The 19259-nt window shown below is 39.1% G+C and carries 21 protein-coding genes and 2 pseudogenes; 14 read left to right on the top strand and 9 right to left on the bottom strand.

The genetic code is table 11. The features are described 5' to 3' along the window. The first annotated feature begins 140 nt into the window (after positions 1–140). From ACOWPH_RS30490 to ACOWPH_RS30470, 5 genes are all read left to right on the top strand, one after another. On the top strand, positions 141–335 hold the full coding sequence (locus tag ACOWPH_RS30490) for a putative toxin-antitoxin system toxin component, PIN family (protein ID WP_081593765.1): 195 nt from the start codon (positions 141–143) through the stop codon (positions 333–335). A 202-nt stretch (positions 336–537) separates the two neighbouring features. After that, positions 538–741: a type II toxin-antitoxin system HicB family antitoxin gene (locus ACOWPH_RS30485; RefSeq protein ID WP_015217627.1), complete on the top strand. Its 204-nt coding sequence runs from the start codon at positions 538–540 to the stop codon at positions 739–741. Then, positions 738–962: a type II toxin-antitoxin system HicA family toxin gene (locus tag ACOWPH_RS30480; RefSeq protein WP_015217626.1), complete on the top strand. Its 225-nt coding sequence runs from the start codon at positions 738–740 to the stop codon at positions 960–962. Before ACOWPH_RS30485 ends, ACOWPH_RS30480 begins: the two co-directional genes overlap by 4 nt. A gap of 217 nt (positions 963–1179) precedes the next feature. Further along, positions 1180–1404: a DUF433 domain-containing protein gene (locus tag ACOWPH_RS30475; RefSeq protein ID WP_015217625.1), complete on the top strand. Its 225-nt coding sequence runs from the start codon at positions 1180–1182 to the stop codon at positions 1402–1404. Continuing rightward, positions 1401–1733, top strand: a complete 333-nt coding sequence (locus ACOWPH_RS30470) for a DUF5615 family PIN-like protein (RefSeq protein WP_015217624.1) — start codon at positions 1401–1403, stop codon at positions 1731–1733. Before ACOWPH_RS30475 ends, ACOWPH_RS30470 begins: the two co-directional genes overlap by 4 nt. A 61-nt stretch (positions 1734–1794) precedes the next feature. Here the strand turns inward: ACOWPH_RS30470 and ACOWPH_RS30465 are convergent, their stop codons facing one another. Both ACOWPH_RS30465 and ACOWPH_RS30460 read right to left on the bottom strand, forming a co-directional pair. Beyond that, positions 1795–3333: a phytoene desaturase family protein gene (locus ACOWPH_RS30465; RefSeq protein WP_015217623.1), complete on the bottom strand. Its 1539-nt coding sequence runs from the start codon at positions 3331–3333 to the stop codon at positions 1795–1797. A 108-nt stretch (positions 3334–3441) separates the two neighbouring features. Further along, entirely contained in the window at positions 3442–5763 is a 2322-nt protein-coding gene (locus ACOWPH_RS30460) for a tetratricopeptide repeat protein (RefSeq protein WP_015217622.1), read from the bottom strand. 233 nt (positions 5764–5996) lie between these two features. Between ACOWPH_RS30460 and ACOWPH_RS30455 the strand changes: the two genes are divergently transcribed. Then, on the top strand, positions 5997–6470 hold the full coding sequence (locus ACOWPH_RS30455; RefSeq protein ID WP_150111128.1) for a peptidoglycan-binding domain-containing protein: 474 nt from the start codon (positions 5997–5999) through the stop codon (positions 6468–6470). Next, the gene (locus ACOWPH_RS30450) at positions 6389–6841 is read left to right on the top strand and encodes a peptidoglycan-binding domain-containing protein (protein WP_150111127.1); all 453 of its coding nucleotides are present in this window, start codon (positions 6389–6391) and stop codon (positions 6839–6841) included. Before ACOWPH_RS30455 ends, ACOWPH_RS30450 begins: the two co-directional genes overlap by 82 nt. Before the next feature lie 87 nt (positions 6842–6928). On the opposite strand, the gene ACOWPH_RS30445 is transcribed toward ACOWPH_RS30450, so the two are convergent. Both ACOWPH_RS30445 and ACOWPH_RS30440 read right to left on the bottom strand, forming a co-directional pair. Next, on the bottom strand, positions 6929–7549 hold the full coding sequence (locus ACOWPH_RS30445; protein WP_015217621.1) for a hypothetical protein: 621 nt from the start codon (positions 7547–7549) through the stop codon (positions 6929–6931). Between the two features lie 62 nt (positions 7550–7611). Next, entirely contained in the window at positions 7612–7794 is a 183-nt protein-coding gene (locus tag ACOWPH_RS30440; protein ID WP_311381501.1) for a hypothetical protein, read from the bottom strand. A 287-nt stretch (positions 7795–8081) separates the two neighbouring features. Here ACOWPH_RS30440 and ACOWPH_RS30435 point away from each other — a divergent pair, with 287 nt between their 5' ends. Together ACOWPH_RS30435 and ACOWPH_RS30430 are read left to right on the top strand one after the other, a co-directional pair. Next, positions 8082–8285 carry a hypothetical protein gene (locus tag ACOWPH_RS30435; protein WP_015217620.1) on the top strand — a complete coding sequence of 68 codons (204 nt, stop codon included), beginning with the start codon at positions 8082–8084 and terminating at the stop codon, positions 8283–8285. Positions 8286–8287: 2 nt separating this feature from the next. After that, positions 8288–8866 carry a siphovirus Gp157 family protein gene (locus ACOWPH_RS30430; protein WP_015217619.1) on the top strand — a complete coding sequence of 193 codons (579 nt, stop codon included), beginning with the start codon at positions 8288–8290 and terminating at the stop codon, positions 8864–8866. A gap of 183 nt (positions 8867–9049) precedes the next feature. On the opposite strand, the gene ACOWPH_RS30425 is transcribed toward ACOWPH_RS30430, so the two are convergent. Continuing rightward, positions 9050–9775: a response regulator gene (locus tag ACOWPH_RS30425; protein ID WP_015217618.1), complete on the bottom strand. Its 726-nt coding sequence runs from the start codon at positions 9773–9775 to the stop codon at positions 9050–9052. A 348-nt stretch (positions 9776–10123) separates the two neighbouring features. Between ACOWPH_RS30425 and ACOWPH_RS30420 the strand changes: the two genes are divergently transcribed. Continuing rightward, a complete protein-coding gene (locus ACOWPH_RS30420; protein ID WP_015217617.1) occupies positions 10124–11284 on the top strand; it encodes a hybrid sensor histidine kinase/response regulator in 1161 nt (386 codons plus the stop codon). Positions 11285–11379: 95 nt separating this feature from the next. On the opposite strand, the gene ACOWPH_RS30415 is transcribed toward ACOWPH_RS30420, so the two are convergent. Beyond that, on the bottom strand, positions 11380–12246 hold the full coding sequence (locus ACOWPH_RS30415; protein ID WP_015217616.1) for a hypothetical protein: 867 nt from the start codon (positions 12244–12246) through the stop codon (positions 11380–11382). A 132-nt stretch (positions 12247–12378) separates the two neighbouring features. On the opposite strand from ACOWPH_RS30415, the gene ACOWPH_RS30410 reads away from it, so the two are divergent. The 4 genes and pseudogenes from ACOWPH_RS30410 (at position 12379) to ACOWPH_RS30395 (ending at position 15042) form a co-directional block, all read left to right on the top strand. Then, a complete protein-coding gene (locus ACOWPH_RS30410; RefSeq protein WP_015217615.1) occupies positions 12379–12597 on the top strand; it encodes a hypothetical protein in 219 nt (72 codons plus the stop codon). 95 nt (positions 12598–12692) lie between these two features. Then, entirely contained in the window at positions 12693–13073 is a 381-nt protein-coding gene (locus tag ACOWPH_RS30405; protein WP_015217614.1) for a hypothetical protein, read from the top strand. Positions 13074–13134: 61 nt separating this feature from the next. After that, the gene (locus ACOWPH_RS30400; protein ID WP_015217613.1) at positions 13135–13557 is read left to right on the top strand and encodes a hypothetical protein; all 423 of its coding nucleotides are present in this window, start codon (positions 13135–13137) and stop codon (positions 13555–13557) included. A 258-nt stretch (positions 13558–13815) separates the two neighbouring features. Continuing rightward, positions 13816–15042, top strand: a pseudogene (locus tag ACOWPH_RS30395) (PQQ-dependent sugar dehydrogenase). A gap of 227 nt (positions 15043–15269) precedes the next feature. Here the strand turns inward: ACOWPH_RS30395 and ACOWPH_RS30390 are convergent. From ACOWPH_RS30390 to ACOWPH_RS30380, 3 genes and pseudogenes are all read right to left on the bottom strand, one after another. Next, a complete protein-coding gene (locus ACOWPH_RS30390) occupies positions 15270–16109 on the bottom strand; it encodes an SWIM zinc finger family protein (protein ID WP_015217612.1) in 840 nt (279 codons plus the stop codon). 6 nt (positions 16110–16115) lie between these two features. Next, complete coding sequence (locus tag ACOWPH_RS30385; RefSeq protein WP_371834364.1) at positions 16116–17729, bottom strand: DEAD/DEAH box helicase; 1614 nt, start codon at positions 17727–17729, stop codon at positions 16116–16118. A 117-nt stretch (positions 17730–17846) separates the two neighbouring features. Continuing rightward, a pseudogene (locus tag ACOWPH_RS30380) lies at positions 17847–18194 on the bottom strand (SNF2 helicase-associated domain-containing protein); the annotation flags it as partial. Positions 18195–19259 lie beyond the last annotated feature (1065 nt).

Genomic DNA, 19259 nt, shown 5'->3' with positions numbered 1-19259 from the left:
AAATATCTATATGAATCCAATCTCTATGCAACCGCCCAAAATTCCAGTTCTAGGTCCTTATGAGGTAAAATGTTTTTACAAATACTTTAAAGGTGTAGACTTGCTGTTGGCTAAGAGGTTTTCATTTGGATTTGTACCGGATGAGGAACATTGAAATAGTCCAGAGGATTAAAGAGTGTAGAGATCCAAAAGATGACAAATTTCTAGAAGTTGCTATTAATGGTAATGCAACTCATATCACTACAGGAGACAAAGATTTATTAGAACTTCATCCCTTTAGAGGAGTTGATATTATTACAGCCACGCAATTTTTAGAAATTTTCTCAGCTTTATAATAAAATGCCATTGCCTCCGGCATTGCGCTGAGTCCTACTCCTTCGCAGAAGGCTTCGCCAACAGACACACTACGCGTTCGCGCGATTCCTACGGAGCGCTGAGTGCAAGGCACTCCCGTCAGGGATACGCGATCGCTACCTTAAGACTAACTTCCCATGAATTACCCTAAAATTAAATTACCACTGCAAAGGAGAGAGCATAATGAAATGGCGTGTTGTGCTGGAGGCCGATGCGGAAACGGGAGACTGGTCTGTTTGGTGTCCAGAATTACCAGGTTGCGTTTCGGCTGGAGAAACCGAAGAAGAAGCCTTAGAAAATATTCGTGAAGCGATCGCACTCTATCTTGAACCAGATCCCATTGAATTAAAATCAGGAACAATTGTGCGGGAGGTTTTGGTTGGATGACCCGCAACCGTCGCATGAATGTAGATGAAGTTGAGCGTATTCTGGAGCGTTATGGATTTGAATTGATTTCTCAAAAGGGTAGTCATCGTAAGTGGAGAAATCTTGATCGCCAACTACAAGTGATTGTGCCTTATCACAAAGGACGTAATTTGCCGATGGGTACACTACGCAATATTATGACTGGTGCTGACATTCCAGAAAGTGAATGGAAAACGGAATGATGTAATTATGGCTAAGATTTATTATTGCGATAGCTGCGCTCTCTTCGAGACGCTTCGCGAACGCCGAAGGCATCGCTCTTTCCTTTCTCTCTGAATAAGCGATTGCCTCTGGCACTGCGCTCCGCGCGATCGCTACCCTAACGCTACTTATTCCATCTATCACCCTATGAATTATCCTAAAATTATATAAACTAAAGATTAAACCGCAGGAGAGATCATGAGTTATCAAGACATTATTACAATTGAAGCTGGAAAACGCAGTGGAAAACCTTGCATTCGAGGAATGCGTATTACTGTGTACGACATTTTAGAATATTTAGCAGGTGGGATGACAGAAACCGAAATTTTGGAAGATTTTTCAGAACTGACATCTGAAGATATTAAAGCTTGTCTTGCTTTTGCTGCTGACCGAGAGAAAAAGTTATTTGTTGCATCTCTATGAAACTGCTATTAGATGAAAATTTGTCAGATCGCATTGTTGATAAAATTCTTGATTTGTATCCTGATTCTCAACACGTTAAAACTTTAGGACTTATAAATACTGATGATGCCATTATCTGGGAATTCGCCAAAATGAATAGTTTTGTGATTATTTCCAAAGATTCTGACTTTCATCAACGTAGTTTACTTTATGGTCATCCACCAAAATTTATTTATCTGCGTATTGGTAATAGTCCCACATCAAAGATTGTGCAGATTTTGAGAGATAATTTGTCCACAATTACCCAATTTGATAGTAGTGACACGGAAAGTATTTTGGTATTAACTTAATCACACTCCCAGATATTGGAGATTTATATTTTCTGATATATAAATCATCCGTAAAGATATTTTAACCAAATGTCTCTGAAATATATTGTAAATGTTTCTGTACCGGAGCGATCGCATTAGCAACAATCATCCCACTCGCAGCCACAGCAGGCAACCCAATTCCCGGAAAAGTCGAATCTCCACAACACAACAACCCCGACAAAGGTGTATTCCCACCAAGAAATAAACCCTTCCCTGCCGCTATAGCTGGTCCATAACTACCATGATGACGACGCAAAAATCGCCCATGAGTAAGGGGAGTACCCACCAAACTAACTTCGCAACGGGAACGAATATCAGGAATAATTCTTTCCAAAGCTTGCCACATCACCTCCGCACGTTCTTGTTTTAATAACGCATATTCTTCGCTATTGCGTTCCTTTCCTTGCCAAATAGCATAAGGTTCATTACCAGGAGTATAAACGTGAATCACGTGCTTACCCACTGGTGCTAAAGACGAATCAAGAACTGAAGGAATAGATACAACTACCACATTTTGCGGTGCAGTTACGCCTTTGTCCCAATCGTTAACTACAATGTAGTGAATACCTAGATTCTCAGGTAATTCTGCTGCATCAATACCTAAATGCAGGTGCATAAAACTATCACATTCAGGAGTTGCTTGTTGCTTTTCCACATACCGTTTAGGGACAGCACCTTCAGGAATGAGTTTGAGAGTATCCCAAACAGAAGCATTGGAAACAACAGCTTTACTAGCTCGGATTTCTTGACCACTCCGCAGACGTACCCCGACAGCACGGTTGTTTTCTACTAAAACTTGCTCCACATGAGCATTTAAAATTAACTTACCACCATGTTTAGTCAACCCCCGTACCAGTGCATCAACCAATGCACCACTTCCCCCAAGGGGATAATCTAACTGGACATTGGGACGATACCAGTCTGCAAACATAAAAGCCACTTCTGCGGCAATTGTCCCATCTGCGGGTAATCCAGATAAGAGGAAGCAAAGTAAATCTAACCAGTTGCGAATAAAAGGGTCTGTGATTACACCATCAATAATGTTAGAAAAAGACCCTGTTAATTTGATGACGTTAGCGGCCTGTTGCAGTAAAGCTGGGGCAAATTTACCCATAGTTAACACCGCACCTAAATCGTAGCGCAAGGCAGATGGTGGGAGAGCAGTGGCACTCTTACCCAAAGGTGTCATAATTTCCTGGAGTTTGCGCCATTCTGCTACCGCTTTATCTCCCCGCAGTTTTTGCAAGATTTCACAGAATTGGTCAGCACCAACTTGAGCATCAAAGTAGCCTTCTGGTAAATAACAACCCCAGGTATCGTAATTGACGCAGGGTAAATCTTCCCCAATGGCATCTAAAACTTGGCGTAAGGGATTAGGTGAAGGGGTATAAGATAAACCAGAATATAAAGATGGTCCAGACTCAAATTTGTAACCGTTGCGTTCAAAAGCATGAGCCGCACCACCGGCAATAGAGTGGCTTTCTAATACTGTGACATCAATTCCATAGCGTGCTAAGAGTGCAGCGCAACTCAATCCGCCAATACCGCTACCAATTACGACTACTTCTGTGTTATTCATGAATAATTGTTGATTACTGGGCTTTTTTAAAAATCATAAATGTTGAGGTCAAGTCAATAGGAAGAAAACTTAATCAGTTTCAAAACTGACGATCAATACTCACCTGAGTTATGGAGAATCAAGTAAAAATTGCATTTCCTGGGCATCTTGTATCATCCCCAGATGCTTAAAACTATCCATAGCCTTAGTTGACAATTGACGGGCTTTATCCAAGCTGCCCCACTTTTTTTCCCAGCGAGCCAGAGAACGTTGATAGCGAGCTAAACGCCGTTTATTTTTGCTGCTTTGAGCTACAGTTAAACCTTTAATTAGAAGCTGTTGAGCGCGATCGCGATCGCCTTGTTCGATCGCAATATCAGCCAGCCAATTTTGAGCAGAATTGATGACTCGATACCAGGCAATTTTTTCTGCACTGTGCATCACTTCTTGAAAGAGTGTCTTAGCCTCAGTATATTTATGTTCTCGATAAAAGATTACCGCTCGATGATAAAGAATAGGAACATAGTGACGGATGTGCTTTTGCTCTTCCAGATTAGCCTGATTCACCAATTGCTGTTCTATATCGAGCCATACACGTGCGTCTGTATAGTCATTCTGTCTGATTCGCAGCCGAACAATATTCTCAGCCAAGTCAGCTTGAACACATAAGTCTGTATGTTCGCGTAAAACCCATACCTGCTGTAACATTTCATTTGCATCTTTCAAACTTTGCGGTGAACACTCCCGAATCAACAGCCAGGTTTTGCGAATCATGATTTTCACTAAAGATGACCATTCACCTCGTCGTTCTGATTGTTCTATAAGCCATTTTAACCAATCCAGGCGATCGTCCCAATAGGCATAGAGATTTGCATAGTGGTTCAACAGCAGCCATAAATCCCTGACCTCTTGATAGTGGTCTTGGTCTTTACACCAATAAAGTACAGCCCGGAGATTCCCTTCTTCTTGCTCTAACTTATTGTAATGTATCCACTTTTCCCAATCTTCCCCAGCATAACTGTGGGCAAAATCCAGATACCATTTCACCCAACGCTGTCTTGCCTCTTTCTCAAAATCTGGATAAGCAGCTAATTCTGCCAAGGCATACTCACGAGTCAGAGAGAGCATTTCATACCGCTTTTTGTCTGGGTTTAAATTCACTAAGGAAAGTTGTTGTAAACGTGCCAAACCATCATTGACAGAAACTGGAGCAGCTGTCAGTCCAGCCACCTCAACTAGGGCGGTTTGAATTGGAGAATCAGGAAAAATCGCCAGTGCCATTAATAACTTGTGGGGTGGCTGTTCCTTCATTCCTTGCACTGATTGCTCAAAACAGAAACGAGCCACATCACCTGTAGCTGAAGTTAACTTCTCCAAAACAGAGTTCAGAGAATAGCCACTAGATACTTGACCGATTGCATAAACAATGGCCAGGGGAATTCCTCCAGTGCGATCATAAAGTAGCTCAGATTCCTCCTTGTTAAGGACTATACTTTTTTCTTCTGCTTGTTGCTGAATCAACTGCAAACCATCATCTGGGGGTAAGTTTCGCAGACTAATTGGTAGCAAAGCAATCCGTTCGCGAGTCGTAATGACTACTTTGACACAAATCGGCAAATTGTATAGAAACTCTATAACCTGATCCCGATCTTCTATAGTCTCCATATTGTCCACAATCAGTAGTGTTCGCTGTTTTGAAAGACTTTGGCGTACACGGTCAAATTGGTCATTGGGAGGAGATTGAATAATCGTTGGGTCGCCCAAAGCATGGGCAATCTCTCGAAAGATATCGCGCAGGTTACGCTGTCCTTGTTGCCGTCGCAAAATACTATCAGGGATAAGTTCCTGTTGTTTGGCAGAAGTGAAAATAATCGCATTAAATCTGGGTAGGCCAACAAGGTTTTCACGACTAGCTTTTAAGCATACGTAAGCAGCTTCTAATACCAGCGCCGTTTTACCTACACCACCAATGCCATGCACCGTAATCATGTGAGCGCCATGATCTGGTGACAGGCGTTCCAGTAGCTTCTTCATATCCGCCTCGCGGCCAATAAATTCTGTGTAGGTTGGTGATGGCAAATTTTGGGGAATGGAACGGCTTTGGATAGCGGATACAACATAACCTCTGCGATAGCCATGTCTCTCCAGAACGTAAACGAGGTTACTTGACTTGACAGTGTTATTTGGCTCTCCTGTTAAAGTTTCAATATCTCGATATATGTTGCTCAGAACAGTTCTGACGGCAGCGTTACCCTTGTGTAAATCCTTGCAAAGCTTCTTTAAGCTATACCCACACAGCAACCCCAGTAACAAGTCTTTCTTGCTATTTTGCCTGTATCGCTCTTGAATTTTAGCTTCCAAGTCCGTCAGTAACCGATCTACATCCCAGTCCTTCAAAACCTTGCGATACCAAGTTTTGGGCATATTCCACCCATCTGACTGACTTGACATAAATATCACCCAATAAGTCTGTCATCAATGTCATATTAGCAACATTTTAACCAACAAGGCTTTAACAAATTATTGACAATTTGTTAACTTTGCTAATTGTCTGTTTGTAGTCAATTCAGTAGTTTAATCTTTAAACCACTTATTCTCAGTATCCAGCAGGGTGCAGACATAAGGAACTGCTCAATGCCCTACAAAAAATCTGCTTTTGACACTTTACTACGTAGGAGCGCCAAATGAATAGACTACTTAAATCCTTCAATATCTTGTTTCGGATCAAACAACCCCGACTTTATTTCCCAGCAGAAAAACAAGTCTGTGTATTCAATAAACGTCCTATAATTTACCGAGGCTTTACGCCCAATTCTGTAGAAGATTCAATCATTGAATTGCAAAAACGTTTATATGCTCAGGGTCTTCTGGCAAATATTAGTGGTAGATTTGATTTAGAAACAGAAGAAGCTGTTAAAGAATTCCAGAAAATAAATAACCTTCTAGTTGATGGAATAGTCGGTTCATTGAGTTGGGCTTGCCTTCTCTACCCAAAGCTTTATCTCCATCAGAAAAATATATCTCCAGAATTACAAGATGCAGTTAAAGAAGTGCAAAATATCCTTTATGAAGAAGGATTTTCTCAAAAAAACCTGATGGATATTTTGATAGAGAAACAGAAAAAGCCGTTAAACGCTTCCAAAATATCTATGGCTTGAAAAACGATGGCATTGTTGGTGCTGCAACTTGGTCTGTGTTATTGGGAATGCGACAAAAAATCGACCAAAGCTTCCCCCAATTAATTTATTTGTTATCGCCTCAATCCTGGTTTTTATGGAATCAATTTTTAATGATATCTTGTATTCTACTGGGTATTTATTATAGTCCTCTACCCGGTTCTGAACCTACATTTAGTAAAGCTTTAGCGACTGCTTATGGACTTACCTGTATAGTACCTTTTTTGTTAGATTGTTTACCATTAAAGCAGTCAAAACAACCAATTTTCCCGGTTTTGCAATATGCTCCGTATGTATTAACTGGTATTTTTTGGAAGCCGATTCTCAATTTTGTCGGTACATTGTTTAATTAATCATTTGGCACTAGAATAAAAGATGAGCGTTCGTCTCATGCGGGCGCTCTGCTCCGCGAATGCAATGACAATTGGGCATTTTTTTACTTAAAAAGCTTTTTTTAGCAGATAAGACTGACGATAATTGTTCTTTGCCATCAGCCTAGCCTCACGCCTTGTCCAGCATTTTTGTAAAGGTACATCAGCCAATCTTTGCAGCAGCATAAACACACTATTATCTCCTGTCAATTTAGCAATTGTTTGAGCAATAACTTTACAACAATTCCAAGGATGACGCACCACCTGAATTTCTGCAAACCTAACTACACCCCAATTATGCTCTAAGAAAAAACGGTTACGAATTTTATCATCATCAACATCAATACAGTGATGAGGTTTCCCTGTATTTCCAGCATAAGGTTCATCAATTTCAATATCCAAAGCTAACCCAGATGAGTGATGATAAAAGATAAAATCAGCCGAATAGCGGAGAGGATAACCTGGAATTTCAAACTCAACCGCTTGACAAATCAAATTTCCAGGAAAAGCTGCCAGTAAATGCTGAAAAAACTGCTTTTCACTCACACCTTGCTTGGCTATACTCTTATCATCTGGTAATGCCACACATCCTTGAAACGAAGCTTTGATATGCTTCTGTTCTGAATTACCATTTCTTAACCACCTTGCTAGAGGTGGATAAAGAATTATTGGATAATAAGCACTAGACATAAATCTAATTTTTGTTAATCTTACATAAGAAAAAACCGTGGCATCCACTAATCAAGTAATAATTAAAAATTATCCAATCTAATATCTTTACAAATATCAGAAACCTGCCATCCCGTCTTGCCAACAGAGTGAACTATGGGATTATATCGTAAAGGAACATAATTAGGTTCTTGATACTCTATCCCTAATTTTTGCTGTTCTGCCCCTGTTAGTTCTCGTATTTTATTTACAAAATCAGCTTGCAAATTTGGTTCTTTAGTTTCCTTTTTTCGTTTCCCTCGTTATTTTTGTTTCTTGGACGAGCTTTTCAGATTTTTTGATGAGTTTCATATCTCTAGTTTTAATTCTTGATATTGACAAAATAACGAACAGAGGACACAAAATTAACTTAAAAAAGTGGGATACAAATACAGATAAACCCCGTCCAAGTTGAAACCTATAGTTTTTCTATAGTGCAAACTCAACTTTTCAAGATGGATGGAGTTTAGATGCGCTACCGCGCTCAAATTGATGGCGTTATGCAACCCAAACAATGCAACAACTAATAGTAATTGTAACAGAAAGTGTAACCACACTCAAACCTAAGTTGACTGCCGTAATTGACCAAAATAATCAAGTTACACAAAAGGTGATTTCCGATTTATGCCTCGATGCTAATTTAGATTCAGGCACGATAGCTATTCTCAACCAAATTGAAGCTGAACATAACTACTATCAAACTTGTGGCAGGTGGTAATCATGGTTTTATCACTCGCTCAACAATCTTTAGCAGGATTATCCCAAACTGCTGCTCATCTCTGGGAACAGTTAACCAATTGTCAGACTTCTGAAGAGGAAGCTGCTATCATCACCGCTATTTGGGAAACTCAAGAAGTACAATCAGAAGCTGTTGATATCCAAGCCGAATTGGCATTGCAACTAGATGCAGAAATAGCAGCTATTAAGCAACGATTAGAACATCTCAAAGCCGTGCATCAATCAGCACTATTAAGACTAGAACGCTGGCGACAGAAATTAGATGAAACCATTTTAGAACATAATGCCACAGGAATTATCCCTGAGCAAATAGTTGGTAATTTACTGCGGATCACAATTAAAGAAAATCCACCGAGTTGTGATGTACTTGTAGAGGCAGAAAAATTGCCTTTAAAATACCGCAGAGAAAAGACTGTTTACTCAGCAGACAAGAAAGCAATTATTGCTGCTTGGAAGAAAGGAATTCCTGTGGATGGTACTTATGTTGAACGTAAGCGTCGGGTTGTTTATGCTTTAACAGCAACAGCGATTCAAGACTTCAAAGATTCACTATTACCTTAGCTGTCTACTCAACTAATTCAGGACTTACGCAGCTATTGTTGTTGAAGTCAGGAATAGGGCATAGCGCATTATGGTATTGGAGATTTTTCAAATTGCCGATGCCCAGCCCCCTGATTTCTCTAACTCTGAGCGTAAGTCCTATCATTAAGAAAAGTGCTGTAACTAAAGAGCTAAACAGTGACTTCAATCAAGCAAACCAGCCCGTAAGGCGATGACAGCCGCTTGAGTGCGGTGATTGGCAGAAAGTTTGTTCAAAATACCCCGCACATATACTTTTACACTTCCCATGCTGATATAGAGTTTATTGGCAATCTCTTGATTGGTGAAGCCTTGAACAATTAACTCCAAAACTTCCGTTTCCCGTTCTGTCAGTGGATTGGCTTCTAGAATACTGGCTTGCTCTGGGTCAATCGCAGAGATGGTAACTGTTTGAGCAGCATTCGATTTCGCCGCCGTCACTGCCGCTGCCAATTGACGAGTATGCTTGAGAACAATTCTAGCGATCGCTGGATCAATCCAAGAATAACCCTCATAAGTCATGTACAGTGCTTCTAACAGCAACTCAAACTTAATAGTCTTGACACAGTAAGAATCTGCTCCAGATGCGAAAGCTGCTAAGACCATCTTCTCATGAGCAAAAGAAGTGAGCATAATGATTTTCGTTTGCGCTGCTGTTTCTGGTGGCATAGATTGTCGAAACCTTTGCACCAGTGCTATCCCATCTATATCTGGTAAGTCAATATCAACAATAGCAATATCCGGTTTAGTATTTTGCAGTAGTTCTAGACCAGCAGCAGCAGTTTCTGTGTCTCCCACAACTTGAATATTCTTTTGCTCGTTTAAACAACTACGGATACCTACCCTAGTCAAATGGTGGTCTTCGATAATTACCGCTCTAATATTTGCCATCATTTACCTCAACAACTAGCTAAATGTACTCTCTCTAATGTGGGAAATAATTGACTACAAACGGCTCAGTCTATCGGTTAAATTTTTTTAGCATTCTAGCAAAATCTATCTACTGAGATATGCAAAATAAAATATCATAGCAAAAATTTACCTATTGACGTAGGCAAAATAAAGCAGAATAACAAAAAACCTATCTATTGACGTAGATAAAGAAAATCACTGTATCAAAAAATATGCTTATTGACGTAGGTAAAATTTAAAGTTTTAGTGAAGAAAGTCTATTTAAGTGTTAAGATTCATTAAAGAAAAAATAGCAACCTTGATTTAAATAAATCTACTGGTATCTGTATGACACCTTTCTCTTGGAATTCAAATTCAACAGAAAGTATCCTTTTGGTAGATGACTCAACCAAAAATGTTTGCTTGTTAAAATCTACTCTCAAGCAAGAAGGATACAGGGTAACAGTAACAGACCGTGATAGTGAAGCCTTAATTAAGATTGTCGAATCTCCACCTGATTTAGTCCTATTAGATACGTTCAGCCCAAGTATTGATGGCTATGAAATCACTCGACAGATCAAGCAGAATTCCCATTTACCTTTCATACCTGTGTTACTCGTTACCAATTGTGACGAGTCCTCTTTCATTCAAGGGTTACAAGCTGGTGCTGATGACTTTTTGATTAAGCCTGTAGAACAAAATGAATTGTTGGCAAGAGTGCGATCGCTCCTCCGGCTAAAACATAGTATTAATCAACGAGATCAAATCGCTCGTCAGCGATGTGAAGATTTTATGATTAAGCTGACTCACGATTTACGAACTCCTTTGACATCAGCAATTCAACTACTGCAAATGATTCAAAAAGGCAATTTTGGTTATAATTTCTCAGAAATACGGAAACATCTACAATTACTGACTGAAAGTAATCAAACGCTACTGTCAATGGTTGAAAATATGCTAGAGGTTTATCAGTATGAAACCGGATGTAAGGACTTGGAATTTTTTCTCGTTGATTTGTGGGAGTTAGCGCAAAAAGTAGTTCGGGAACTCAAACCTTTAGCTGTTGTTAAAAACTTAGCTCTGAATGCTAAATTAAACAACACACAACCATCTGCGGTGAAAGTGCGGGGTGATAGAATAGAACTTTACCGACTGCTAACCAACTTAATTGGCAATGCTATTCGTTTCACTGATGCTGGGTCAGTAGAAATTCGCCTCAGTTCCACTGTTCAAGGAGTAAAAATTGAAGTAGAGGATACAGGTATTGGCATAAGTCGGTCAGAAAAATCATTTTTATTTGAACGCTTTCGACAGGGTAAGCATCAGCGTCGGGGTAGTGGTCTTGGATTATATTTGTCCTGTCAAATTGTTGAAGCCCATCAAGGTAATATCTCCGTTTCATCGACTGTAGGAAAAGGCAGTATATTTACAGTGTATTTACCCAAGTCGCACCAATCATATCAAATCCGGTTAAATGAACATAGTTTAGATCTTGAACAGGGTTTGTAGCTTGTTTTTGGTGTGGTTATTCTAAGGGATTTGATACAGAACTTCCCGATCTCAATCAATAATCTACCTGCGTAATTCCTGATGTACTTAGACAATTAGATCAGTCCAAACTCTTCTTCAGCTATCGTCAGAAACTTTTCTTGCAGTGGGGTCAAAAATGGCTGATATCGCTTACCTAAACCAGTTAGTAACCAACCCACAGCATCATCAAGATTTCCCACTTGATGCAACCTGACAAGACGCTGACACAAGTGCTGCATATATTTACACTCAGTCTCATCATAATCCAAGGACTTAAGGTTTTCTATCTTAACTAGATACTCTCCGTTCCAGGTAGTAATTCTGCAACTATAACTACCAACATGAGTAATAATTCCCCAACAACCATTTTTACCCTTGAGTTCTGGAATGTCTTTAGGTAGGATTTGACACACTTGTCCTAGATAGTAGGGGTTGGGTAGGTTCGTTTTCTCGCGTAATTTGTCCACAATACTTTTAACAATCCGTCCTGATGGTACTTTACCACCAACTGCTGCTACTGCTTCCTGCCAACAGCTAACTTGTTCCTCAGCTTCCAACTTTGTCAGTGGTCGCACCTGTCCTTCAGCGGTTGGTAAAATGTCCACAATTTGTGGACATTCTTCCAGGTTGTCCACAACATCGGCTGCGTCGATGAGTTGATAGGAACGAGAACGATTATAACTAAACCTATCTTTGCAGTATTCCTCAAAGGTTTTGTGAGTGCTGCGATATAGCTTTCTATCTCTCAGTTGTCTCAAGGCTTTCCCCGCTGCGGAAAACGCTCTCTCCACTTGACGCTCTAAACGGAAGCGATCGCGCTCTTCTTCTTCAGTTAATTCTTCCGTCGCAAATATTGCTATTGTAGTATCACCATTTTTAGCATCAACAGCCAAATTGTCACTGATAGTGGTGATAATGTTGTCAAGCGGCGCATCAATCATCTTACTTGCGCTCCTGGTTAGTTATCATCAAAATTATAACGTAGTACTACGCAATTAAGGTATCTGATTTAGAAATATTTGTCTGATGCTAATTGCGATATAATTTAGATTGTCGTTACAAGTGTGGAACTAATGGCGAGACCTGGTGGTAATCCCGATTTTGGAACCAAGTATCGCTTTGACTATGGCAGAGATGAGCCACTTTCAGAACAAGTGAAAGTATTGATGCATCCACAGATGAAGCAGCATCTTAAAAATCTGGCTGATCTGGAAAAATGTACAGTACCCGATTTGATTCGTGAAGCCATCGAGCAATATTTGGTTGCTAAACAAACAACTAAAGTAAGTTAATAGAATTGATATCATCGTCCTGTTCGTGTGAATAACGTATAGATTCTTGCAACAGTCAAATTTTGTAAAGGGGCAAAAAAACCTAAGTAACACTTATGAAACTATCAGATTTATCACCTGAAACTTTAGAAAAAATCAAACTGGTTAGGTGGGATAGGATTATTGAAAAACATGAAGGACCAGAAGATTGGTCATCTGTTTTGCAATATGAGGAACCGGAATTTATGGAAATTGATGGATATCCAGTATTATTACCTGTGGATAAATCTCATCACCCCAATATTTCCATAATCCGTTCTATTTGGGCTGAAGATAAAAAATCACTCACGCTATTTTTATCGGATACCACCTATGAAGATGATCCATTCTTTTCTGGCTTTATGACAGTTTGCGACCGTCTAAAAAATGAAAACTTCTTTCTAGCAATTTTGTATCATGAATGGTTTGTTATTGAAAGGACAGAAATCTTTGATTAATTGACAATTGTTTCGTTTTATTCAAGGTTTTAAACCTCGCCTTTCAAGCTCATTTTATATTATGACGGAAGTGAACAACGACACTACTGGAAGTATTACAATCACAGTACAGCCTCAAGACAATGGACAGTACATTTGCCAGATGTCATCGTCTTTGGATGATACCAGACAGAATTGGCAATGTTATGGTCAAACAAAAGAACACGCCATCGCCATTGCCTTAGAACAACTAGCTGATGAGTATCGCCGAATAGCGGAAGAAAGACAAAATATAAATTGGGAAACAGTGGAGCGTTCAGACTCTGGAGAACCAATTGCCAAGCATTATCATGTCATTCTGCACTACGAACGCATTGCTGAAGAAGAATCGAAGTTTGAGGCAATGCACAATACAATTATGGGAAATACGGTGGTGGAGAATGCTAAAATCACCGTGATTGCGATTGATCCAAATATACCAATTGATCCATTAACCCGCTCTTGAGATTGATTTACTAAGTCAAATCGTAAGTATTCAGCCGTCAGCTAATGCCTATAGCTGGCGTGACGACGTAAGAGTCATACGGCACGCTATGCTAACAGCTTTAAAGATTAAAATACAAAAAAACGTAGAAAGGTAAAAAATCAGGAGTGTTTAATTTGTATGAAATTAATAATTAACAATTTTTGCTTTTGCTGTATTGTTGAATATTGAGCCATTCCCAAGACCATGCAGGTAGCAATTTTGTAGACAAAACAAATCATGGAACAGACAAAAACTCTGGCAGCAAAATTACTTTTCGGCATGGTCTTAGTAGGAATTTCAGCTTGCAACTTAGCAACAACTGAGTCCGCAAACACTAATAATCAACAAACACAAACAGCCAAACAAGTCAGCCAACAAACTGCTACTATCAATCAAGCCTGTACCTTAGTAGAAAATGGCTTCGGTTCCCAAGGACAAGTAAAACTGCGGGTAGAAGAAGTGGTAACAGGTCTAGAAGTTCCTTGGGGAATAGCTTTCCTGCCAAATAGAGATATGTTAGTTACCGAACGACCTGGACGAGTCCGCCTCGTGCGGAATGGTAAACTTATTCCTAAACCAGTAGCTACTATCAATGTGACAGAAAGTGGTGAAGATGGTTTACTTGGTATTGCCACTCATCCTAACTTTGCTAAAAACCGATTTTTTTACATTTACTACACTGCTGATCGAAATGGATCACAGGTTAATCGTGTGGAAAGATGGCAACTATCGCAGAATGGACTCAGTGCTTCCCCAGATCGAGTAATTGTTGATAATATTCCCGTAGCACAATTTCATAATGGGGGTCGCATTCGCTTTGGACCAGATGGAATGCTTTACATTGGTACTGGTGATGCTAGAGAACCGCAAAGTTCCCAGGATGTAAATAGTCTTGCTGGTAAAATTCTGCGTGTGACTCCTGACGGACAAGTACCCCCAGATAATCCATTTGCTAAAAATCCTGTCTATATCACTGGGATTCGCAACACTCAGGGGTTTGATTGACGTGATCAATCCACATTATGGGTAACAGACCACGGGCCTAGTGGAGATTTGGGTAGAAGGGGTCACGATGAACTCAGTTTAGCAAAAGCAGGAGACAATCTGGGTTGGCCTACTATCTACCGTTGTGAATCAAAGAAAGGAATGGTTACTCCGTCGATTGTTTGGCGTGAGGCTTTACCTCCTGGTGGTGCAGCAATTTATACTGGCAATTCTATTTCTGAGTGGAAAGGTAGCTTAATTATTGCTACCCTGCGTTCCCAACATTTGCAGCGTGTCGTTTTCAACCCCCGGTCTTTCCAACAAGTTGAGCGTCATGAGGTGTATTTGCAAGGTCAATATGGACGACTGCGAGAGGCGATTATGGGTCTAGATGGTGAATTATATGTCACTACCAGTAACTGTGATGGACGGGAAAATTGCCCTCCACAGCGGGATAAAATTCTCCGCATTACCCGATAAAAACCTGAGAATGCGATCGCTAGAAGGAATAGGATCTTGCGTAGGTTTTGCTTATCGTCCACAAATTGTGGACATTTTTGCGGGAACTAGCACCTAACCCGGTTGTGAAAGATTAAGAACTTCGATTTTTGTCCACAAATTGTGGACATTTTTTTAAAAAATAGTAAGTATCTCTATGTGGTATTTGTCCACACTTGCTGCACCAAAAACAGTTTATGCTGCTAAAATTAAAGTAAACTTTGATTTTTCGTTTTCACCCGTTGATAAAGTTCCTCCATCGTTTCAATAAAAGAATTATCTTTATGCCAAAAAGCCGGAAAATCACCCTGTTTCTTGACAAGAATTGCCGATATACCACTAGAACTTGGCACTTCTATAGTTTGGGGTAAACGCTTTTTCCCTAACCAAAATTCTCTCACACTTGGCTTTTCATCAACAGATTGTTTTTCTAGTTTGGTATAAAACGAAGTAGAAGATTCTAAACTAACTTCTTGAGTATTCAATTCCTGTGAAAGTGCTTTACCTAAATTAGATTTAGCTAGTTTAGTCTGAAGTTCCTCTTTTGATAATCCCCGCAATTCAAATAACAGAAATGGATTATTATCCAATTGGGACGCAACTAAATAATAAACACCAGCAATATGTTTACAGGGATTAGCATAATCTGGACAGGAACATTTAGTTTGAAAGTCTTTACTGCTATGGGGTAATAAATTTAGTCCCAATTGTTTAAAAGTATCTTCAATATTCTCTGGGACTTCATTCAGCAGCAATCTAGAAACAATACTAGCTTTAGATGATAGCTTGTCAATAGCTTCATTCCAACTGCTTTTAGGAATTGATTTAATTTCAATGGAAATATTGTAAGTTGGTTCTTTATACACACCAAAGTAAGGATTAACTGAACCTTTAACTCTAGCAGTAATGTGATTTTGTTCAATTTCAAAATTCAGAACTTTACCACTACTTGCATAGGAACGTCCTCGTTGCAAGCGACCATCATCAGTAAAATTTTCTAATGCTTTAATAAACCTATCACCCCACCATGTCCGACTAAATTTAACCATAATATTTTACTCCAAAATCGCACTTTTATTTAAAGCAATTAATTGTTTGAAAGCATCATTATCTAACTCAGTTAACCAAGATTCATCATTGCCAACCACAGCATTAGCAAGTTTTTTCTTATCTTCTATCATCTGGTCAATTTTCTCTTCTAAAGTACCAATAGCCACAAATTTATGCACAAACACATTCTTTTGCTGTCCAATCCGAAAAGCTCTATCTGTGGCTTGATTTTCCACTGCTGGATTCCACCATCTATCAAAATGAAAAACGTGATTAGCTTTAGTTAAAGTAATCCCTACACCACCTGCTTTTAGTGACAATATAAATACAGAAGCTTCTGTGTCGGGTTCTTGAAATTCCGTAATCATCTTTTCTCGACGTGGACGACTTGTGCCACCATGCAAATAGTAAGTATTGCAACGTAAATTGTGTTTAATGTATTTTTCTACTTGTTCGCATACCTCCGTAAATTGACTAAATATCAATAAACTTTCCCCTTCAGAAACAGCCTCATCTACCATTTCTACTAAACGGCTAAGTTTGTGAGAGCGTTCTGTTGAAAATTCGCTATTATCCTGTAAAAACTGAGCAGGATGATTACAAATTTGTTTCAACTTCATCAAAGTAGAAAGAATCAAACCTTTGCGTTGAATTCCTTCCACTGTTTGTAATTTCTCTTCTACATCTTTAACAACTACTTCATACAATGAAGCTTGTTCTTTGGTCAAATTGGTGTAGAGTTTTTGTTCAACTTTATCAGGTAAATCGTTAATAATAGATTTATCTGTTTTAACGCGACGTAAAATTAAGGGTTCAACTAATTTCTTCAGGGTACTTGATTTTATTCTGTCGTTATCTTTTTGAATAGGAATCTCAAAAGATTTACGAAATTGTGCTTCTTTACCCAAGTAACCAGGATTGAGAAAATTAAAAATTGACCATAAATCTAACAAACGGTTTTCCACCGGAGTTCCTGTTAAAGCCAGTCGGTGTTTAGCTGAAAGTTTGAGAATAGCTTTGGTTTGTGCAGCTTTAGGATTTTTAATATTTTGCGCTTCATCTAAAACAATTCGTTGCCATTTTATACTATGCAGTAGTTTTTCATCTTTGCGAGCTAAGGTAAAGGAGGTAATGACGACATCATTTTGTTGACAAGCGGTTTTGAACTCAGGAGCAGTTTGGATGCGATCGCTTCCATGATGTATCATGCTCTGAAGATGCGGAGCAAATTTAGCAATTTCCTTCTGCCAGTTACCAACCACAGAAGTAGGTGCAATTAACAGAGTTGGTGGCACATTAGATAATTTTGTTTGTCTGTCCCCCCTGTTGCGTTTCTCCCCCTTATTCCCTTTATTTCCCTTATTTTCCCCATCTCCCTCATCTCCCCCTCTTTCTATCTCCTCCTCAGAAGCAAGCAATTCTCGCTCCTGGACAAGTCTAGCAATTACCTGTACCGACTTACCTAAACCCATATCGTCCGCTAAACAGCCATTTAAACCCAAACGTTCCAAATATTCTAACCAAGCCACACCACGCTTTTGATATTCGCGCAGATTACCTTGCAGATTTAACTGGTCAGAAATTGGCTCTAAACTACTTTTATCTTGTAATTTCGCCATCATATCTGACAAAATCTCATCATGTTCAATATCCCAATCTTCCCCAGATTCAGCATTACGTTGGAGAAATTCCAGCACAGACATCTCTGGTTTTTCATCACCATGAGATTGCCAAAATTCTAGTAATTGCTGCATTTTATCACGGTCTAATTCCATCCACTGACCGCGAAAATGTACTAAAGGAGCTTTAGCATTAATTAATTGCTCCCATTCTTGCTTAGTAACAGCTTTTTCACCAATTGCTAATTCATATTCATACTGCACCAAAGAATTCAAACCAAAATAGCTTTTGTTTTCTCCCTTAGTTGCAGAACGACTTTTACCAGAAGCCTTGAGTCGCAGTTTAGCACGACGACGACCAGCAGGGGTATACCAAGCCGGAACAGTAACTTTAAAACCTGCATCTTCTAACACCCAAGCACTTTCTTGGAGGAATGAAAATGCCTCTTCTAATGTTAATTGCATTCCCACGGGAGTATCTGTTTCTAATCCTTGCCATAACTGCGGATACATTCGTGCTGCATATCCTAAATTTAACAGCAAATTAGTTTCAAAGTCTTTACCATACTCCTTCTGTACACCTGTTTTAGACTTTTGACTCATTGGCCAATAATCTGCTAAAGGTAACTTGAGAGAAGGATCTTGTTTACTAGATACCAAAAACTGCATTTCCCAGTTATCTATTTGTTCAGCAGCAGGTGAATTTAATTGAAAACAGAGATGAAAAGGTAATTCTGATTGGGAGCGAGTAATTTTACTTTTCCATGTCTGCCATTGTTTGTATTCCTCTAAAGTTATATTCGCTGTGCGGGGATTATGTTGTTGAGAAAAACAATAGTAAACCAAGGAATCTGTAATTTGTTTATCAAAGGCAGCAGTAGAGGGAGTGTGAGCAACTATATTATTGAGGATAGATTCAGAAAAGTGACGTAACAGCGTTTTTTCATCAAAAAACTCAATATTTTCATTTTCTACGTTTGAACCTGCCACACAAATCAAGGGCATATATTCAATATATTTTTGAATATTAGCTTCATACTGCTCAGAAATAATTGACCAACCAGCATAGATTTCAAACGCAGGTGGAATCGGTTTTTTACTTTTACCTTTGGGTGGAGGAGTTTCTAATTGGCGATATTTGAGAGTCGGGATATATTGGTCTTTGAGAATTATTTGTTTAAATGATTGCGTATAGTGATACCAAAATAATAAATCAGAACCGAGTTGAATATCACTTCCTTTATTAATTGCTAAAAAATGGATATCATTGAGCAGTCTAATAATATTAATTGCAGGCGTATTGTTTTTAACAGAAGTTAAGGTTTGATAACAATCCACTTGCCAATATTGAAATTCTGTATATTCTTCGGGGATTTCTATTTCTAGATACTTAATTAATTCTGGTGAAGGCAGGGGTTGATTATCGGCAGTTGGTAAAGCCAAATATTTAGCAGATATGCGTTGACTTAATTGGGGCGCTGGTTCTTTAATGCCCAATTCCTGGACTAAGAAGTTGATTAATTCACCCTT

Origin of the sequence: Anabaena sp. PCC 7938, assembly GCF_049315035.1 — a bacterium.
Taxonomy (GTDB): Bacteria; Cyanobacteriota; Cyanobacteriia; order Cyanobacteriales; family Nostocaceae; genus Anabaena; species Anabaena cylindrica.
The sequence above is the reverse complement of the archived record's forward strand: the minus strand, read 5'-3'. Positions and strand labels throughout refer to the sequence as shown.

What these genes read in the sequence shown, in the direction of transcription:
- ACOWPH_RS30490 (WP_081593765.1), top strand. Translation starts at nt 141, where the DNA reads ATGAGGAACATTGAAATAGTCCAGAGGATTAAAGAGTGTAGAGATCCA.
- ACOWPH_RS30485 (WP_015217627.1), top strand. Translation starts at nt 538, where the DNA reads ATGAAATGGCGTGTTGTGCTGGAGGCCGATGCGGAAACGGGAGACTGG.
- ACOWPH_RS30480 (WP_015217626.1), top strand. Translation starts at nt 738, where the DNA reads ATGACCCGCAACCGTCGCATGAATGTAGATGAAGTTGAGCGTATTCTG.
- ACOWPH_RS30475 (WP_015217625.1), top strand. Translation starts at nt 1,180, where the DNA reads ATGAGTTATCAAGACATTATTACAATTGAAGCTGGAAAACGCAGTGGA.
- ACOWPH_RS30470 (WP_015217624.1), top strand. Translation starts at nt 1,401, where the DNA reads ATGAAACTGCTATTAGATGAAAATTTGTCAGATCGCATTGTTGATAAA.
- ACOWPH_RS30465 (WP_015217623.1), bottom strand. Translation starts at nt 3,333, where the DNA reads ATGAATAACACAGAAGTAGTCGTAATTGGTAGCGGTATTGGCGGATTG.
- ACOWPH_RS30460 (WP_015217622.1), bottom strand. Translation starts at nt 5,763, where the DNA reads ATGTCAAGTCAGTCAGATGGGTGGAATATGCCCAAAACTTGGTATCGC.
- ACOWPH_RS30455 (WP_150111128.1), top strand. Translation starts at nt 5,997, where the DNA reads ATGAATAGACTACTTAAATCCTTCAATATCTTGTTTCGGATCAAACAA.
- ACOWPH_RS30445 (WP_015217621.1), bottom strand. Translation starts at nt 7,549, where the DNA reads ATGTCTAGTGCTTATTATCCAATAATTCTTTATCCACCTCTAGCAAGG.
- ACOWPH_RS30435 (WP_015217620.1), top strand. Translation starts at nt 8,082, where the DNA reads ATGCAACAACTAATAGTAATTGTAACAGAAAGTGTAACCACACTCAAA.
- ACOWPH_RS30430 (WP_015217619.1), top strand. Translation starts at nt 8,288, where the DNA reads ATGGTTTTATCACTCGCTCAACAATCTTTAGCAGGATTATCCCAAACT.
- ACOWPH_RS30425 (WP_015217618.1), bottom strand. Translation starts at nt 9,775, where the DNA reads ATGGCAAATATTAGAGCGGTAATTATCGAAGACCACCATTTGACTAGG.
- ACOWPH_RS30420 (WP_015217617.1), top strand. Translation starts at nt 10,124, where the DNA reads ATGACACCTTTCTCTTGGAATTCAAATTCAACAGAAAGTATCCTTTTG.
- ACOWPH_RS30415 (WP_015217616.1), bottom strand. Translation starts at nt 12,246, where the DNA reads ATGATTGATGCGCCGCTTGACAACATTATCACCACTATCAGTGACAAT.
- ACOWPH_RS30410 (WP_015217615.1), top strand. Translation starts at nt 12,379, where the DNA reads ATGGCGAGACCTGGTGGTAATCCCGATTTTGGAACCAAGTATCGCTTT.
- ACOWPH_RS30405 (WP_015217614.1), top strand. Translation starts at nt 12,693, where the DNA reads ATGAAACTATCAGATTTATCACCTGAAACTTTAGAAAAAATCAAACTG.
- ACOWPH_RS30400 (WP_015217613.1), top strand. Translation starts at nt 13,135, where the DNA reads ATGACGGAAGTGAACAACGACACTACTGGAAGTATTACAATCACAGTA.
- ACOWPH_RS30390 (WP_015217612.1), bottom strand. Translation starts at nt 16,109, where the DNA reads ATGGTTAAATTTAGTCGGACATGGTGGGGTGATAGGTTTATTAAAGCA.
- ACOWPH_RS30385 (WP_371834364.1), bottom strand. Translation starts at nt 17,729, where the DNA reads ATGGCGAAATTACAAGATAAAAGTAGTTTAGAGCCAATTTCTGACCAG.